The sequence below is a fragment of the Flavobacterium aquatile LMG 4008 = ATCC 11947 genome, from assembly GCF_000757385.1.
Classification (GTDB): Bacteria; Bacteroidota; Bacteroidia; order Flavobacteriales; family Flavobacteriaceae; genus Flavobacterium; species Flavobacterium aquatile.
Genome location: NZ_JRHH01000003.1, coordinates 720,646 through 736,461 on the forward strand (window position 1 = coordinate 720,646; position 15,816 = coordinate 736,461).

Consider the following 15,816-nt stretch of genomic DNA (forward strand, 5'->3'; position numbering starts at 1 on the left):
CTTTTGATTATATTTGCAAAAAAAAAGAAATGCAGTTTGTTTTATTTTTGATTTTATATCCAATTTTATTTTTAATCTCAATTCTACCATTTAGATTATTATATATTTTTTCTGATTTTGTTTTTTTTCTAGTCTATTTTGTTTTTGGTTATCGAAAAAAAATAGTTAGAGAAAATATTGCAATGGCTTTGCCTCATTTGTCTGAAAATGAGCGCCTTTTAATTGAAAAAAAGTTTTTCGCACACATGTGTGACATGTTTTTAGAAATGATAAAGACGATGACTATTTCTCAAAAAGAAATTGAAAAAAGATTTACGTTTTCTAATCTGGATGTTTATTTAGATTTGGAGAAAAAAGGCAAAAGTATTGCTTTAGTATGCTCACATTATGCAAGTTATGAATGGGTTTTGTCAATGAATAAGTACATCACTTTTAAAGGTTATGGAATTTATAAAAGAGTAAATAATAAATATTTTGATAGGCTTGTACGTAAAATTCGTTCTAGATTTAAAGCCTATTTGATTACCACAAAAGAGACCAAATCTGTAATTGAAGAGAATAGTAAAAATGGTATTTTAAGCGTTTACGGTTTTGCTAGCGATCAATCACCACAAGTACGACCAAAAACGTATTGGAGTACTTTTATGGGCATCGAAACTCCAGTTTATGTGGGAGCAGAATTACTATCAAAAAGATTTGACATGAATATGGTTTTTTTGAAAGTAAAAAAAGTAAAACGAGGATATTATCAAGCTGATATTGAAGTTCTCGCAGAAAATGTTTCTGATATTCCAGATTTTCAAATTACAGAGCTATTTCTTAAAAAAGTTGAAGATTTAATTAAAGAGGCACCCGAATTTTACTTGTGGACTCATAAAAGATGGAAGCATAAAAAATAAAATTAATATGCAACCTTAACTTACAATTTTATTTTTGTAGTATTGTAACAATGAAATTATCTATAATTATCTCAACTTATAATTCTGAAGAATGGTTGCACAAAGTGTTACTAGCATACTCAGTTCAATCCTTTGATGATTTCGAGATTATAGTTGCCGACGATGGATCGAAAGAAATAACCAAAAAAGTTGTTGATTCTTTTCAATCAAAATTTAAGCATCCAATAAAGTATGTTTGGCAAGAAGATATTGGTTTTAGAAAATGTAGAATTTTAAATGAAGCCATTATTGTTTCGTCATCAGAATATTTAATTTTTACCGATGGCGATTGTATTCCAAGAAAAGATTTTGTTTCGCAACACAATCAATACAAACAAAAAGGGTATTTTTTATCTGGTGGATATTTTAAGTTGCCAATGGTGACTTCAAAATCAATTAATGATGAAGATATTATTGAAGGAAAGTGTTTTTCTGTTTCGTGGTTGCTAAAGAAGGGTTTAAAATTGAACTTTAAGATTTCTAAATTACTTCAAAATAGTTATTTCACAAAGTTTATGAATTGGATTACACCAACCAAAAGATCATGGAATGGTCATAATTCTTCATGTTATAAGTCTGATATTGAAATTATTAATGGGTTTAATGAACTTTTGTCTTATGGAGGAGAAGATAGAGAACTTGGTGAACGACTTTATAATTTAGGATTAAAATCTAAACAAATTCGTTATTCTGCAATTTGCATTCACTTAGACCACGATAGAAGTTATGCCGATTTAGAAAAAATAAAATTCAATCGAGAAATAAGAAAATTTAATAAAGTTAATAAGATTACCCGAATAGAATGCGGTATAGATAAACATTAATTATTGTTTGATTTTATAATAAATAATTCATAGAGATTATGGAAATGTCAGTTATTTTTAGCACCTACAATTCAGAAGAATGGTTAGAAAAAGTAATCATTGGATTTAGTGTACAAACATTTAAGAATTTCGAGATTATAATTGCAGACGATGGTTCTCGAGATACAACAAAAGCATTAATTGATAGATTAAAAATTGAAATTGATATTCCTATTATCCATGTATGGCACGCTGATAATGGATTTCAAAAATCACAAATTTTAAATAAAGCAATTGTTGCTTCAACCACAGATTATTTAGTTTTTACAGATGGTGATTGTATTCCTAGAAATGATTTTGTTGAATTGCATAAAAAGTTTAGAAAAAAAGGACACTTTTTATCGGGTGGTTATTTTAAATTACCTATGGATATTTCTAAATTAATTTCTAATGAAGATATAAAAACTCAAAAATGTTTTAACTTAAACTGGTTAAAATCCAAAGGATTAACTTCAAATTTTAAAAACATAAAATTTAATAAAACTAAATGGATATCTAGTTTCTTAAATACAATAACTCCAACAAAACCATCATGGAATGGACATAATGCATCTGGATGGAAATCAGATTTATTAGCAATAAATGGATTTGATGAACGAATGCAATATGGTGGTCAAGATCGTGAATTAGGAGAAAGACTTGTAAATTTTGGTATAAAGCCAATTCAAATACGATACAGTACTCTTTGTTTGCATTTAGACCATCCAAGAGGTTATGCTACTAGAGAATCCATAAACAAGAATAAAAAAATTAGACAAGAAACAAAAGAACAAAATAAAAAATGGACTGATTTTGGAATAAATAAATAACAAAATTTTGTCTATAATTTTAAATTAAAATGTTCTACTAAAGCTTCCCATTGTTGATTGTTTTTAAGTTTTCCAATATTTTGTTTTTTTAGCGAAACTTTTTGAGTTGCCATTATTGGAATATTTTCTTTTGGTGTAACTTTCACTTTTCTAATGGAAGTATTATTCAACATTGCCATTGCTTTAAACCATAAATCATCGGCCTTTGGAGCTAATTTCATATACAGTTCAGAGTTTAAAGTTTCTTTAGGTAAAGAGTTTGGAGGATACAAAATTCCATTATAACCTAGAGCTAAAAAAGTGTTTGGTTTAGATAAATCTCTTAATTTCCATTGATTATAAGGTAACAAGTTGTTGTCTTCATCAAATTGAATTTGTCGTATAGTATAGGCAACAATATCTTTAGGATGTTGTAAATGTTCTTCATACAAACCTTTTAACCAGTCTTTATCATATACTAAATCATCATCACAAGTAACAATGATTTCATTGGGATATTTCTCTAATGTTGGTACTAATTTTACATGTGAACTATTTAAAGATGTAAATTCAATTGAAAAAATATCTCCATATAATTTTTTTAGATTATTTGGAATTTTGTTTTGCAATGAATTATCTAACCATAAAATAATTTTTTTTGGTTTGCTGGATTGAAGAAGCAAACTTTTTATTACTAAATGTAATCGATTAAGTCTAAAAGGGATTGATGTTAATGAAATGATAACTGGTATTTCATTACCATCAAAATTTTTAATTTTTTTTGTGTTTAGTAATCTTAACTTTACTTCAGAATATATAGAATAAGGTACTTGCCTAGATTTCATTATCAATTAAATTTTATATAAGTTATTTTATCAAAGATACAATTTATCTAACCAGTTTTTTAAATAATTTACTTTTGAAACTGAATATAAGTCAAGACTTTGTATATTTAAAAATATTTTTTTTGGATTATTTTCACCTAAATAAAGTTTTAATTTAATCCAAAAAATATTTTTTTTAGGTGAGTCGAGTTGAATCAGTTGATAATCATTTTTTAAAATTGCTGCGTTATTATTAACTTCTTCAAAAGCAGATATAGATTGAGTTAATGCATTATTTTCATTTCTAAATCTAAATTTTATGTTATTTAAAAAGATATCAGGATTCATTTTGAAAAAAATTTCCATTGTTGATTTCCTGAAAGAAAAAGGTGTATGATTAACGCATATTTTATTAGATTTCCCCATTAATTTGAAAAAGAAATCTTGCTTGCGTTTGTAACCTAAATATCCTTTTGTTTTTATTTTTTTTAAACCTAAAATTATGGCCAATTTTTTAAAAAATTTATCCGATTCGAAAGGCATATATTTACCTCTTATTATTGGAATACCATTTATATCAAAAAAATCAGTTGGTTTAGTTGGCTTAATTAAAATCATATCGTCATTAAAACATATATAATTTTCTGATAAATTAGGAATCTTACTAACCATAGTTTCAATCGCATTTGAATTAAATACGGGTAAATATTCGTCAAATCCGTTGAATATTACTTTATGGTCAATAATCTTAACTTTGTTGTAAATGTCAGAATTCGACTCCTTTAAAAAAGGCGGAATCTGATTATCAGTTACAATATAAATACTGTTTACATATGGAGCAAATTTTAAAATTGAATCTACGCAATACTTAATTTCATTCTTTTGATTGAAGCGAGTTTTAAATCCTTTCGAATTTAATAAATCGACATTATTTAAGTATTTTGCAACCTTAATTTTATGAGCTTCGTCTTCGCCATCAACCCATAAAATTACGACATCAATATTAAACTTTTTTTCCATGATAGAATTTATTAAACTGCTACGTCGTATTCTCTCAACGCATCGTTTAATGAAGTTTTTAAATCGGTTGAAGGTTTACGTTTTCCAATGATTAAAGCACATGGAACTTGAAAATCGCCAGCAGCAAATTTCTTAGTATAACTTCCAGGAATTACTACAGAACGCGCTGGAACAAATCCTTTATATTCAATAGGTTCATCACCAATAACATCGATTATTTTGGTAGAAGCAGTTAAGCATACATTTGCTCCAAGAACGGCTTCTTTTTCTACACGAACACCTTCTACAACAATACATCTTGATCCAATAAAAGCGCCATCTTCAATGATAACTGGAGCAGCTTGCAATGGTTCTAGAACGCCACCAATTCCAACGCCACCAGAAAGATGCACGTCTTTACCAATTTGAGCACAACTTCCAACAGTTGCCCAAGTATCAACCATTGTCCCTTCGTCTACATAAGCGCCAATATTTACATAACTTGGCATTAAAATTACACCTTTAGAAATATAAGCTCCATAACGTGCAACCGCTGGTGGAACTACGCGAATTCCTTTTTCAGCATAACCTGTTTTTAACAACATTTTATCGTGGTATTCAAAAATTCCCGATTCTAATGTTTCCATCTTTTGAATTGGAAAATACATCACAACTGCTTTTTTAACCCATTCGTTTACTTGCCATCCAGAATTTGTAGGTTCTGCAACACGCAAAGTTCCAGCATCCAGAAGTGCAATAACTTCTCTAATTGTTTTTAAAGTAGTTTCGTCTTTAAGTAATTCTCGGTTTTCCCAAGCTTTCTCTATAATAGATTGTATTTCTGTCATGGTTGTAAAATTTGAAAAGCAAAGATAAAATCTTTTTCTCGAATACAAAGTTCATCGTGGTTATAGTTTACTAAAAAATTATATAACAAAAATAAAAAGTTGTATAACGCATTTAAGTTGCATCCAAGTAATTTTGTTCTCAGTAAGCACTAACTGCTACTACCCAAAAACATGAAAAAATTTTATTTTATTTTAGGAATTGCATTTTTAACTATCGTTAGTTGTAAAAATAATGAAACATCTGAAACTGATGTTATGAATGACACAATTGTTACTCAAGATTCGACAGATATTGTTACTGAAAATGAAGTTGATAGCACAGTTGTAGATTCATCCGATGTAGATTTATTAAACAAAATGTCAACTTCTACTACAACTTCTACTACAGATCCTTCTGACGGTAGATATGCTTTAGCAGAAACAAAATGGAAATTAGTTGAGCTTAATGGAAAAGCAGTAAAAAGCGCAACCAACAAGGACTATTTTATCAATTTAGATTCTAAATCGGGTAAATTTGCTGCTTATGCAGGTTGTAATAATTTTGCTGGAACTTTTGTAATGAAAGCTGCTAACAAATTGGCTTTTTCAAAAATTGCAGGAACGAAAATGGCTTGTCCAAATATGAGTTTTGAAAGTAATTTCATTGCAACTATCGAAAAAACGGATAATTATATGATTGAAGAAAACGTATTGCATTTACATAAAGGTAAATCAATGTTAGCAAAATTTGAGTCAATTAAATAATTTGATTTTTATTTTTACAATATAAGTTAGAAAAGGTATTCCGTTTAAGAATACCTTTTTTTATTTTATTAAAATTTGAAAAATAGATTTCAAATAATTCAATGTATTATATTTGTATAAAAATTAGAAAATGCCTAGAATTTTATCAATTGATTACGGAATAAAAAGAACAGGAATTGCAGTTACAGATGAGTTGCAAATAATTGCTTCGGGCTTAACAACAATTCCTTCTGAAACTACTATTGCGTTTTTAAAAGAGTATTTTTTAAAAGAAAAAGTAGTTAAAGTTTTAATTGGTGAACCTAAACAAATGAACGGATTGCCTTCTGAAAGTACGGCGATCATTGAAAAATTTGTTAGCAAATTTAAAACTGCTTTTCCAGACATGCCATTGGAACGATCTGATGAAAGATTTACTTCTAAAATGGCTTTCCAAACAATGATTGATAGCGGATTGAAAAAGAAGCAACGTCAAAATAAAGCATTAGTCGATGAAATTGCGGCCACAATTATGCTACAAGATTATCTTACCAGAAAGATGATTTAAAAGTAAAACCGCGAAATAGCATCATCAAATTTATTTTTTTGATTACTTTTGCCAAAAATCTGATATTTACAAAATAATATCTGAAATATTACAGTAAAATGATACTACCAATAGTTGGCTACGGAGATCCAGTTTTAAGGAAAGTGTGTGAAGAAATTTCACCAGAATATCCTAATTTAAAAGATCTTATAGCAAATATGTACGATACCATGTACAATGCTTATGGCGTTGGATTGGCTGCACCACAAATAGGTTTGGCAATTAGATTGTTTGTAATCGACACCGAACCATTTAGCGACAGCGAAGATTTAACCAAAGAAGAACAAGAACAATTAAAAGGATTTAATCAAACTTTTATAAACGCCAAAATGCTTAAAGAAGATGGCGAAGAATGGAGTTTTAATGAAGGTTGTTTAAGTATTCCAGATGTTCGTGAAGACGTTTACAGAAACGAAAGAATTACAATAGAGTTTTTGGACGAAAATTTTAACAAAAAAACAGAGGTTTACGATGGACTGATTGCCAGAGTAATACAACATGAATACGATCATATTGAAGGAATTTTGTTTACCGATAAAATATCTACACTAAAACGTACGTTAATAAAAAAGAAATTACAAAATATCATGGATGGTAAAGCAAGACCAGATTATAAAATGAGATTTTGTAATAAAAAAGGAAGATAAATTTAGATAGCAGATTTCAGATAGTAGATTTCACAAATTTTATTATTGATATTGCTTTTGAAATTGAACTTTTATGATATATTTGCCACCGCTTTAAATAATTTTAGAAAATGAATATAGAAAAAATATTAGCAATCTCTGGAAAACCTGGATTGTATGAATTAAAAATTCAAACACGTTCTGGATATGTAGCAGAATCATTAACTGACGGAAAAAGAATCACCGTTGGAATGAGAAGTAATGTAAGTTTGTTGTCAGAAATTTCTATGTATACGCATAGCGAAGAAAAGCCACTTGTAGAAATTATGAGAGCTATCGCGGTTAAAGAAAATGAAGGTCAAGCTATTTCTCACAAAGAAGATAATGCAAAATTAATTGAATATTTTGCTGCTATTGTTCCAGATTATGATGAAGATAGAGTATATCCATCTGATATCAAAAAGGTGATGAATTGGTATAATATTCTTCAAGCAAAAGGAATGGTTTCTAAAGAAGAACCAAAAGTTGCAAATGCAGAAGAAGTAAAAGAGCAAGTTGTAGAAGAAGTAAAGGCTAAAAAAGAGCCGAAAGCTGCTAAAACAGAAGCACCAAAAGCAAAAACGAAAAAATAGTTAATTACTTTTTTATAAATAGAAGTCCTATTGCTCATTTTGAGTAGTAGGATTTTTTATTTTTGCAAGGAGTATTAAGATTGGAGTATTAAGTATTAAGACTTGAATATTTAATATTTAAAATCTAATGTCTAAAATTTAATATAAAATGAACTCACGTCAACAACAACTTGAAGCTTTTAGCAGATTACTAGATATCATGGACGATTTACGTGAAAAATGTCCGTGGGATAAAAAGCAAACGCTAGAAAGTTTACGACACCTTACAATTGAAGAAACTTATGAATTGGGTGATGCCATTTTAAATAACGACTTACAAGAAATAAAAAAAGAATTGGGTGATTTGTTATTACACATTGTTTTTTATGCCAAAATAGGAAGTGAAACAAACGATTTTGATATGGCCGATGTATGCAATGAAATTTGTGATAAATTGATTCACCGCCATCCACATATTTACGGTGATGTTGTTGTAGCCGACGAAGAAGAAGTAAAACAAAATTGGGAAAAACTAAAACTCAAGGAAGGAAAAAAATCGGTTTTAGAAGGCGTTCCCAAAGGTTTGCCAGCCTTAGTAAAAGCAAGTAGAATTCAAGACAAAGTAAAAGGTGTAGGATTTGATTGGGAAGAACCGCACCAAGTTTGGGATAAAGTGCAAGAAGAATTGCAAGAACTTCAAGTTGAAATTGCTGCAGGAAATCAAGATAAAATGGAATCTGAATTTGGAGATGTACTATTTTCAATGATAAATTATGCCCGATTTTTAAACATAAACCCAGAAGATGCATTAGAACGAACCAATAAAAAATTCATCAAGCGTTTTCAATATTTAGAAAGTAAAGCTGGCGAATTAGGAAAACCATTAATGGATATGACTTTGGCAGAAATGGATGTCTTTTGGAATGAAGCCAAAAAGTTATAAGTCAATCGCAACTTTTGTACTTCTCGTTTTTAATTTATTTTTCACTACCAAATACTAAAGTTATATTTGTTGAAATCCCAATCTAAAATGGAACAAAAAACCGAATTAAAACGCTCTTTAGGATTAATTGATGCCACAAGTTTAGTCGCTGGTTCCATGATTGGTTCTGGAATTTTTATAGTTACTTCTGCCATGGCTAGAGATGTTGGTTCTGCAGCATGGCTTATAATTATTTGGTTAGTAACAGGACTTTTAACCATGAGTGCCGCATTAAGTTATGGCGAATTAGCAGGAATGATGCCCAACGCTGGCGGACAATTTGTTTACATTCAACGTGCTTACGGAAAATTGGTTTCTTTTCTCTACGGATGGACCGTTTTTACTGTAATTCAAACTGGCGTAATTGCAGCTATTGCAGTAACTTTTGCTAATTATACGGCTATTTTTTTTCCAGTTTTAGAAAATGAAATTAGTAGTTTTGGAGGAAGTTTTGCTTTGACAAATAAGCAAATTGTTGCCGTAATTAGTATTGTATTTTTGACTTACATTAATACAAAAGGTATAAAAACGGGTAAAACAATTCAGCTGATTTTTACTTTGGCTAAACTCATCGCACTTTTTGCTTTAATCATTTTCGGATTATATGTTGGTTTAAAAACGGATGTTTTATCAAATAACTTTGAAAATATGTGGGATGCTTCTAAAACTGTTTTAAATGCAGACGGAAGCGTAACAATTACCAAACTCGCAGGATTTGCTTTACTTGGAGCAATGGGCGCAACAATTATCAACTCACTTTTCTCGAGTGATGCCTGGAACAATGTGACCTTCATCGCCGCAGAAATCAAAGATCCGAAGAAAAATATCCCTAGAAGTTTGTTTCTTGGAACTTTGCTTGTTACTATCATTTATATTTTTGCCAATATTGCTTATTTGGCTTTATTGCCAATGCAAGGAACTCCTAACACAGCGACTGTTGTAGAAAACGGAATTATGTTTGCCAGTCAAGATAGAGTTGGTGCTGCTGCTGCAAATATGATTCTGGGAAATATAGCCGTTTTTGTAATGGCAGGATTAATAATGATTTCAACATTTGGTTGCAACAGTGGATTAATATTATCTGGTGGGCGATTATTTTATGCTATGGCAAATGATAATTTATTCTTTAAACAAGCCACAATCTTAAATAAAAATGGTGTTCCTGCCAAAGCACTTTGGTTGCAATGCATTTGGGCGTGTGTTCTCGCAGTATCAGGAAAATTTGGTGATTTGCTAACTTATGCCACATTTGCATCCTTATTATTTTACATACTAACAATTTACGGAATTTTCATTTTACGAAAAAGAGAACCTAATGCAATCAGACCTTACAAAGCATTTGGATATCCATTTGTTCCAATGTTGTATATTGTTGTAACGGTATTAATTTGTTTCAATTTACTATATTTTGAAACCAAAAACACAAGTATAGGATTATTTATTGTAGCACTCGGAATTCCGGTGTATTATTTGTTTTTACATAAAAAAGAATAAAATGGAGTTACCTTATTATGCCGTAATTTTCACATCGACTAGGACTGACATTGACCAAAACTATTCGGATATGGCAATTAAAATGGTTGATCTAGCACAACAGCAACCAGGATTTCTCGGTGTAGAATCGGCTAGGAACGAAATTGGAATTACAGTTTCTTACTGGGAATCATTAGAAGCAATAAAAAATTGGAAACAAAATTTAGATCATTTAGAGGCACAGCATAAAGGAATTCAAAAGTGGTACGAACGATACACCGTGAGAATTGCCAAAGTAGAACGTGAATACAGTTTTAGTAAATAAAAAAGGTACGAAATTCGCACCTATTCTATTCTTTATTTCAAAGTATAAATCTCCATTATGTCTTTTAAAATAGTAGGAAAATCAATTTTTAAATCAATTAGTTTACCACTATGAATATCAAAAACCCATCCGTGTACTTGAAGTTTTCTATCTTTATAAGCTTCTTGTATTGCAGCAGTTTTTATCAAATTTACACATTGTTCTTGAACATTTAATTCTACCAATCGGTTGTATCTAGCATTTTCATCAGCTATTGCATTGAGCTCTTCTTTATGCAGTCTATATACGTCTCTAATGTTTCTTAGCCACGGATTTAAAATTCCCATATCTTGTGGTTGCATTGCCGCTTTTACACCACCGCAAAAATAATGTCCGCATACTACAACATGATTTACTTTAAGATGACGCACAGCATAATTTAGAACTGACATCACATTTAAATCGATACTAATTACCATATTGGCAATATTGCGATGCACAAAAACTTCGCCTGGTTGAACGCCCATAATATCTTCGGCAGTAACTCTGCTGTCAGAACATCCTATGTACAAAATTTCGGGACTTTGACCTTTGGATAAATTCTCAAAATAATTAGAATCAACAGCTAATTTTTCGGCAATCCACTTTTCGTTATTTTTAAATACGTTAGCTACATCCATAGTTATAATTTTTACATTAATATTTTATTTTCTGCAGCAATTGGCGCAGGCAAGTTTTCTTCATCAAGCATATCTCTTAAATCAATTTCAATCGTTCTGCTCATTGCAGTAATAGGAACATCATTTGCACTTCCTTCAAAAGGATTTTCGGTACTTTCACCCACTTTTTCCATCGAGGTAAATAACCAAGAAACAATTACACTAAAAGGAATTGTAAGCCATACAAAATCGTCACCTAGTTTTTGAAATTCATTTAAGATTCCAAAGGGTAACATAAAAACAAAAAGCCAAATAAAAAATAAATTCAAACTAGCAAATTGCCTTGGATATGGGAAGTTTTTAATACGCTCACATTTTCCTTGATGATCATACAAATCAGTTAATACTTTTTCTAAAGCAACATATTGAAAATTCTCAATTTTACCCGAATTATACAACTCTTTAAGATGATTAGATTGTAAAGCGATAAGTTGTGTAGCTCTATTTTTTTTAGATAGGATATAAGTTTGCTCCGATGATGTAAGGTAGTTTTGCAATACTTCTTCCAAAGGAATTTTCTCTTCAGATACGGTAAAGAATTTTTTATATTCAAGATTATAACTCTTTGTCATATTTTCCCAAGCTCGAGGCTCACGAAGTTGATATCGTAATGCAGTTAACCAAGCACAATGACGATAGAACAATTCTTGATGTATTTTTTTGTCCTCTTCTACAAAATCACGTACCATAATTCCCCAAGCACGACTTGAGTTAACAATCGCACCATAAATTTGTCGCGCTTCCCACAATCTATTATAGGTTTGAGTGTTTTTAAAACCTACAATGAAAGCTGCAGCAGTACCAATTAATGCTATAGCAACCCATGGAATTGCAATGCATTTTATATCAAACACTTGATAGATAACCGTTGGAATTGTTGCAAGAACAAAAAGAACATAAATATCTCGTCGAGTCCATATTAAAAATTCTTTGATGGAGTAGTGTCTTCCTGAATGCATACCACGTATTTTATTTGAAATTTATTTTAATCAAATATAAAAATAAAAAAAAACTGCTTAGAAAAACAGTTTTTTGTAATAAGAAAATTATAAGGATTTAATCAATCATTCGTTTTAGCTTAACGCGATCTTCGATGAAAATTTTCTTTCCAGTAATTTTTATCAATCCGGTTTTGTTAAATTCAGATAATAATCGAATGCAGCTCTCGGTAGCAGTGCCAATAATTCCAGCCAACTCTTCTCTCGATAATTGAAGGTGAAGTGATCCGTCATCGTTTTTGCCAAAAGTATTTTCAAGATACAATAAGGTTTCTGCAAGTCTAACTTTAACCGTTTTTTGAGCCATATCAACCATATGATCATCTGCATCTTTTAAATCTCCACAAATAGTTTTCATCATATTCATAGAAAACTGATTGTTGTTGTTAAAGAAACCCATAACATCGGTTCGAGGAATAAAACATACTTCCATATCTTCAAGGGCAATCGCACTTAAATTGGCCGGTTCGTCAATAATCATAGAACGTTGTCCTAACAGTTCGCCTGGTTTAACCAATTTAACTATCTGGTCTTTACCATTGGCACTTAATTTAGAAAGTTTACAAACGCCTTCTTTTATACAAAAAACACCTTTGGTGATTTCGCCTTCTTGAAAAATAGGTTCGCCTTTCTTTATTGTGTATGATGTCTTACAGTCGGCCATTTTTAGGAGTTCTTCTTTGGTTAAAGCTTTCAAAGAACTAAACTGTCTAACGATGCATTGTTCACATTTGCTCATAATGCTCAAGTTAATTATTGGTTTTCAAAGATATTAAAAGTATGACAAATATCATATTATAAGTTTAACTATTGTCTAAACTTTGTTGCAGGTAAAATGAGCAAATTTATGGACACAACAAATTGTTTCCATTGTGGTAATGAAATTATAAAAAAAGACGAAGTTCTCTTTGACGAAAAAAAATTCTGTTGTAACGGTTGTAAAACTGTGTACGAGATTTTTAGTAACAATGACATGTCGTGTTATTATGATTTTCAAGCATCTCCGGGTGCAACTCCATTGGATATTAAAGGAAAATATGATTTTTTAGATGATGAAAAAATTGTTACAAAACTGCTTGAATTCGAGGAAAATTCAACACATATTGTTTCACTCTACATTCCGCATATACACTGTAGTTCGTGTATTTGGATTTTGGAGAATTTACAGAAACTTCAACCAGGAATAAATACTTCGCAAGTAAATTTTCCAGAGAAAAAAGTTAGAATAAACTACAATCCTGAAGCTACCAATCTTAAACAAATTGTAGAGCGATTATGCGCAATCGGCTACGAACCTTATATCAGCTTGGATAACTATGATGAGGTTAAAAAAGTGGTGGATAGAAGTTTGATTTACAAAATAGGTGTGGCTTTTTTCTGCTTCGGAAACATTATGTTGCTTTCCTTTCCAGAATATTTTGAAGTTCAAGAATTTTGGATCAATCAATATCGTGGATTTTTTAGATGGTTGATATTTGCCATTTCGCTTCCAACTTTTTTTTATTCTGCAAGCGGATATTATGTCTCGGCGTACAAAAGCATTAAATCTAAAATGCTCAACATAGACATTCCAATTGCGCTAGGAATTGTTATCATGTTTATAAGAAGTACCGTCGATATTATTTTTGATTACGGACAAGGTTTCTTCGATAGCATGGCAGGATTGATATTCTTTATGTTACTCGGAAAATTATTCCAACAAAAAACGTACAACTTCCTTTCATTTGAACGAGATTACAAATCGTATTTCCCGATTGCAATTACTAAAATTCTGAATGATAAAACGGAGATTCCAGTTCAAATTTATGATATTAAAAAAGGTGATAGATTACTGATCAGAAACCAAGAATTAATTCCGGTTGATGGGATTCTTATTTCAGATACTGCTGCAATCGATTATAGTTTTGTTACAGGTGAGGCCGTTGCAATTGAAAAAAAATCAGGCGATAAAATTTTTGCTGGTGGAAAACAAGTAGGTAAGGTCATCGAAATGGAAGTGCTTTTTTCTGTATCACAAAGTTATTTGACGCAATTGTGGAGCAATGATGTTTTTCAGAAAAAAGTTGATATCAAACACAAAACTATAACCGATAGAATAAGTAGGTATTTCACTCCAGCATTACTTGGATTGTCGGTAGTGTCGTTCCTTTATTGGATTTTTATTGATACCGATACAGCGTTTAATGTGTTTACAGCAATTCTTATCGTTGCTTGTCCTTGTGCTTTGGCATTGACAGCTCCATTTACATTAGGTAATGTTTTGCGCATAATGGGAAGAAGAAAACTCTATTTAAAAAATGCAACGGTTATCGAACAATTGGCAAAAGTAGATACCATAGTTTTTGATAAAACTGGAACAATCACAACCAATAAAAAAACCTCGATTACTTACGAAGGTGAGATGTTAAATGATTTTGATTTGAAATTACTAAACAGCGCGCTTCGTGGCTCTAATCATCCATTAAGCCGAAGATTGTATGAATTTATTCCTAGAAAAGAAATCCGTGAACCATCGTATTTTGAAGAAATAATTGGTAAAGGAATTTATGCCACATTTGATGAAAATACAATCAAGCTTGGTTCGTCTCAATTTTTGCAACACATGAGCGAAAACACGCATAAAAAAACCAAAGTTCATGTTGAAATAAACGGAATCTATAAAGGAAGTTATGTCTTTAACAATCAATACAGAGCAGGATTAGAACAACTTTTCGAAAAGCTATCTAAAAAGTATAAACTAATTATTTTATCAGGAGATAATGATGGTGAACGAAGAATTCTTGAGAAAATGCTTCCTGAAAAAACCATTCTTGTATTCAATCAAAAACCCGAACAAAAGTTAGATTTCATTGAAAATCTTCAAAAAGAAGGACACAATGTGATGATGGTTGGTGACGGATTAAACGATGCTGGCGCTTTAGCTAAAAGTAACATTGGAATCTCTATATCAGAAAATGTAAATGTCTTTTCACCAGCTTGCGACGGAATTCTTGACGCGTCCATGTTTGATAGAATCGCCTTTTTTATGAACTTTTCTAAAAACGCAATGAAGACCATTTACATGAGTTTTGGTCTGTCTTTATTATACAATGTGGTAGGATTGAGTTTTGCTGTTACAGGAAATTTATTACCTATTGTGGCGGCTATTATAATGCCTTTAAGCACAGTAACCATAGTGAGTTTTGTAACGATAATGAGTAATTTATTTGCTCGAAATTTTAAGAAATAATAACAATTCAAAATTTATGGTGTCGTATGATAATTATCATATTTTTTACAAAGACGTCAAAGTAATTTTGTTAACACAAATTTAAGGTATGAGTGTCATTTACATGTTAATCACAATCAGTATAGTTGTTGCCGTCTTTTTCTTATACGCTTTTATAAAAGCAGTAAGAAGTGGACAATACGATGACGATTATACACCATCAGTCAGAATGCTTTTTGACGATGAACTACGAAAAGAAACAAACAAAAATCAAATAGAATTAACTGAAGAAAAACAATTATAAT

At 30.6% G+C, this 15,816-nt stretch carries 18 protein-coding genes; 12 read left to right on the forward strand and 6 right to left on the reverse strand.

Annotation, left to right across the window (positions count from 1 at the left end; translation table 11 throughout):
* Window positions 1–29: 29 nt before the first annotated feature.
* The 3 genes from LG45_RS09265 to LG45_RS09275 are packed head-to-tail and all read left to right on the forward strand — an operon-like array spanning window position 30 to window position 2,610.
* Window positions 30–899, forward strand: a complete 870-nt coding sequence (locus LG45_RS09265; RefSeq protein WP_035126413.1) for a lysophospholipid acyltransferase family protein — start codon at window positions 30–32, stop codon at window positions 897–899.
* Window positions 900–949: 50 nt separating this feature from the next.
* Window positions 950–1,762, forward strand: a complete 813-nt coding sequence (locus LG45_RS09270; RefSeq protein ID WP_035126415.1) for a glycosyltransferase family 2 protein — start codon at window positions 950–952, stop codon at window positions 1,760–1,762.
* Between the two features lie 44 nt (window positions 1,763–1,806).
* Window positions 1,807–2,610, forward strand: a complete 804-nt coding sequence (locus LG45_RS09275) for a glycosyltransferase family 2 protein (RefSeq protein WP_422717885.1) — start codon at window positions 1,807–1,809, stop codon at window positions 2,608–2,610.
* Window positions 2,611–2,621: 11 nt separating this feature from the next.
* Here the strand turns inward: LG45_RS09275 and LG45_RS09280 are convergent, their stop codons facing one another.
* The 3 genes from LG45_RS09280 to LG45_RS09290 are packed head-to-tail and all read right to left on the reverse strand — an operon-like array spanning window position 2,622 to window position 5,260.
* Window positions 2,622–3,434 (reverse strand): glycosyltransferase, encoded by an 813-nt coding sequence (locus LG45_RS09280; RefSeq protein ID WP_035126419.1) that lies wholly within the window; start codon window positions 3,432–3,434, stop codon window positions 2,622–2,624.
* A 30-nt stretch (window positions 3,435–3,464) separates the two neighbouring features.
* Entirely contained in the window at window positions 3,465–4,433 is a 969-nt protein-coding gene (locus LG45_RS09285) for a Stealth CR1 domain-containing protein (protein WP_035126421.1), read from the reverse strand.
* Between the two features lie 11 nt (window positions 4,434–4,444).
* On the reverse strand, window positions 4,445–5,260 hold the full coding sequence (locus LG45_RS09290) for a 2,3,4,5-tetrahydropyridine-2,6-dicarboxylate N-succinyltransferase (protein ID WP_035126423.1): 816 nt from the start codon (window positions 5,258–5,260) through the stop codon (window positions 4,445–4,447).
* 171 nt (window positions 5,261–5,431) lie between these two features.
* On the opposite strand from LG45_RS09290, the gene LG45_RS16100 reads away from it, so the two are divergent.
* From LG45_RS16100 to LG45_RS09325, 7 genes are all read left to right on the forward strand, one after another.
* Window positions 5,432–6,004, forward strand: a complete 573-nt coding sequence (locus LG45_RS16100; protein ID WP_052087542.1) for an META domain-containing protein — start codon at window positions 5,432–5,434, stop codon at window positions 6,002–6,004.
* A 130-nt stretch (window positions 6,005–6,134) separates the two neighbouring features.
* Window positions 6,135–6,551: a Holliday junction resolvase RuvX gene (gene ruvX / locus LG45_RS09300; RefSeq protein ID WP_035126425.1), complete on the forward strand. Its 417-nt coding sequence runs from the start codon at window positions 6,135–6,137 to the stop codon at window positions 6,549–6,551.
* A gap of 98 nt (window positions 6,552–6,649) precedes the next feature.
* Window positions 6,650–7,237, forward strand: coding sequence for a peptide deformylase (gene def / locus LG45_RS09305; RefSeq protein ID WP_035126427.1), 588 nt, complete (start codon window positions 6,650–6,652; stop codon window positions 7,235–7,237).
* Between the two features lie 110 nt (window positions 7,238–7,347).
* Complete coding sequence (locus tag LG45_RS09310) at window positions 7,348–7,848, forward strand: DUF5606 family protein (RefSeq protein ID WP_035126429.1); 501 nt, start codon at window positions 7,348–7,350, stop codon at window positions 7,846–7,848.
* Between the two features lie 148 nt (window positions 7,849–7,996).
* On the forward strand, window positions 7,997–8,770 hold the full coding sequence (gene mazG / locus LG45_RS09315; RefSeq protein ID WP_035126431.1) for a nucleoside triphosphate pyrophosphohydrolase: 774 nt from the start codon (window positions 7,997–7,999) through the stop codon (window positions 8,768–8,770).
* Between the two features lie 87 nt (window positions 8,771–8,857).
* The gene (locus LG45_RS09320) at window positions 8,858–10,303 is read left to right on the forward strand and encodes an APC family permease (protein WP_035126436.1); all 1,446 of its coding nucleotides are present in this window, start codon (window positions 8,858–8,860) and stop codon (window positions 10,301–10,303) included.
* Window position 10,304: 1 nt separating this feature from the next.
* On the forward strand, window positions 10,305–10,607 hold the full coding sequence (locus LG45_RS09325) for an antibiotic biosynthesis monooxygenase family protein (RefSeq protein WP_035126438.1): 303 nt from the start codon (window positions 10,305–10,307) through the stop codon (window positions 10,605–10,607).
* 32 nt (window positions 10,608–10,639) lie between these two features.
* Here LG45_RS09325 and LG45_RS09330 read toward each other — a convergent pair whose 3' ends face one another.
* The 3 genes from LG45_RS09330 to LG45_RS09340 all read right to left on the reverse strand — a co-directional run bounded on the left by LG45_RS09330 (window position 10,640) and on the right by LG45_RS09340 (window position 13,042).
* Window positions 10,640–11,266, reverse strand: a complete 627-nt coding sequence (locus LG45_RS09330; RefSeq protein WP_035126443.1) for a carbonic anhydrase — start codon at window positions 11,264–11,266, stop codon at window positions 10,640–10,642.
* A gap of 11 nt (window positions 11,267–11,277) precedes the next feature.
* Complete coding sequence (locus LG45_RS09335) at window positions 11,278–12,264, reverse strand: bestrophin family protein (protein ID WP_035126445.1); 987 nt, start codon at window positions 12,262–12,264, stop codon at window positions 11,278–11,280.
* A 97-nt stretch (window positions 12,265–12,361) separates the two neighbouring features.
* Window positions 12,362–13,042, reverse strand: a complete 681-nt coding sequence (locus tag LG45_RS09340) for a Crp/Fnr family transcriptional regulator (protein ID WP_035126447.1) — start codon at window positions 13,040–13,042, stop codon at window positions 12,362–12,364.
* A 108-nt stretch (window positions 13,043–13,150) separates the two neighbouring features.
* Here LG45_RS09340 and LG45_RS09345 point away from each other — a divergent pair, with 108 nt between their 5' ends.
* Window positions 13,151–15,532 (forward strand): heavy metal translocating P-type ATPase, encoded by a 2,382-nt coding sequence (locus tag LG45_RS09345; RefSeq protein ID WP_035126449.1) that lies wholly within the window; start codon window positions 13,151–13,153, stop codon window positions 15,530–15,532.
* Between the two features lie 88 nt (window positions 15,533–15,620).
* Window positions 15,621–15,815 (forward strand): cbb3-type cytochrome oxidase assembly protein CcoS, encoded by a 195-nt coding sequence (gene ccoS / locus LG45_RS09350; protein ID WP_035126451.1) that lies wholly within the window; start codon window positions 15,621–15,623, stop codon window positions 15,813–15,815.
* The last annotated feature ends 1 nt before the right edge of the window (window position 15,816 follow it).

What these genes read in the sequence shown, in the direction of transcription:
- LG45_RS09265 (WP_035126413.1), top strand. Translation starts at nt 30, where the DNA reads ATGCAGTTTGTTTTATTTTTGATTTTATATCCAATTTTATTTTTAATC.
- LG45_RS09270 (WP_035126415.1), top strand. Translation starts at nt 950, where the DNA reads ATGAAATTATCTATAATTATCTCAACTTATAATTCTGAAGAATGGTTG.
- LG45_RS09275 (WP_422717885.1), top strand. Translation starts at nt 1,807, where the DNA reads ATGTCAGTTATTTTTAGCACCTACAATTCAGAAGAATGGTTAGAAAAA.
- LG45_RS09280 (WP_035126419.1), bottom strand. Translation starts at nt 3,434, where the DNA reads ATGAAATCTAGGCAAGTACCTTATTCTATATATTCTGAAGTAAAGTTA.
- LG45_RS09285 (WP_035126421.1), bottom strand. Translation starts at nt 4,433, where the DNA reads ATGGAAAAAAAGTTTAATATTGATGTCGTAATTTTATGGGTTGATGGC.
- LG45_RS09290 (WP_035126423.1), bottom strand. Translation starts at nt 5,260, where the DNA reads ATGACAGAAATACAATCTATTATAGAGAAAGCTTGGGAAAACCGAGAA.
- LG45_RS16100 (WP_052087542.1), top strand. Translation starts at nt 5,432, where the DNA reads ATGAAAAAATTTTATTTTATTTTAGGAATTGCATTTTTAACTATCGTT.
- ruvX (WP_035126425.1), top strand. Translation starts at nt 6,135, where the DNA reads ATGCCTAGAATTTTATCAATTGATTACGGAATAAAAAGAACAGGAATT.
- def (WP_035126427.1), top strand. Translation starts at nt 6,650, where the DNA reads ATGATACTACCAATAGTTGGCTACGGAGATCCAGTTTTAAGGAAAGTG.
- LG45_RS09310 (WP_035126429.1), top strand. Translation starts at nt 7,348, where the DNA reads ATGAATATAGAAAAAATATTAGCAATCTCTGGAAAACCTGGATTGTAT.
- mazG (WP_035126431.1), top strand. Translation starts at nt 7,997, where the DNA reads ATGAACTCACGTCAACAACAACTTGAAGCTTTTAGCAGATTACTAGAT.
- LG45_RS09320 (WP_035126436.1), top strand. Translation starts at nt 8,858, where the DNA reads ATGGAACAAAAAACCGAATTAAAACGCTCTTTAGGATTAATTGATGCC.
- LG45_RS09325 (WP_035126438.1), top strand. Translation starts at nt 10,305, where the DNA reads ATGGAGTTACCTTATTATGCCGTAATTTTCACATCGACTAGGACTGAC.
- LG45_RS09330 (WP_035126443.1), bottom strand. Translation starts at nt 11,266, where the DNA reads ATGGATGTAGCTAACGTATTTAAAAATAACGAAAAGTGGATTGCCGAA.
- LG45_RS09335 (WP_035126445.1), bottom strand. Translation starts at nt 12,264, where the DNA reads ATGCATTCAGGAAGACACTACTCCATCAAAGAATTTTTAATATGGACT.
- LG45_RS09340 (WP_035126447.1), bottom strand. Translation starts at nt 13,042, where the DNA reads ATGAGCAAATGTGAACAATGCATCGTTAGACAGTTTAGTTCTTTGAAA.
- LG45_RS09345 (WP_035126449.1), top strand. Translation starts at nt 13,151, where the DNA reads ATGGACACAACAAATTGTTTCCATTGTGGTAATGAAATTATAAAAAAA.
- ccoS (WP_035126451.1), top strand. Translation starts at nt 15,621, where the DNA reads ATGAGTGTCATTTACATGTTAATCACAATCAGTATAGTTGTTGCCGTC.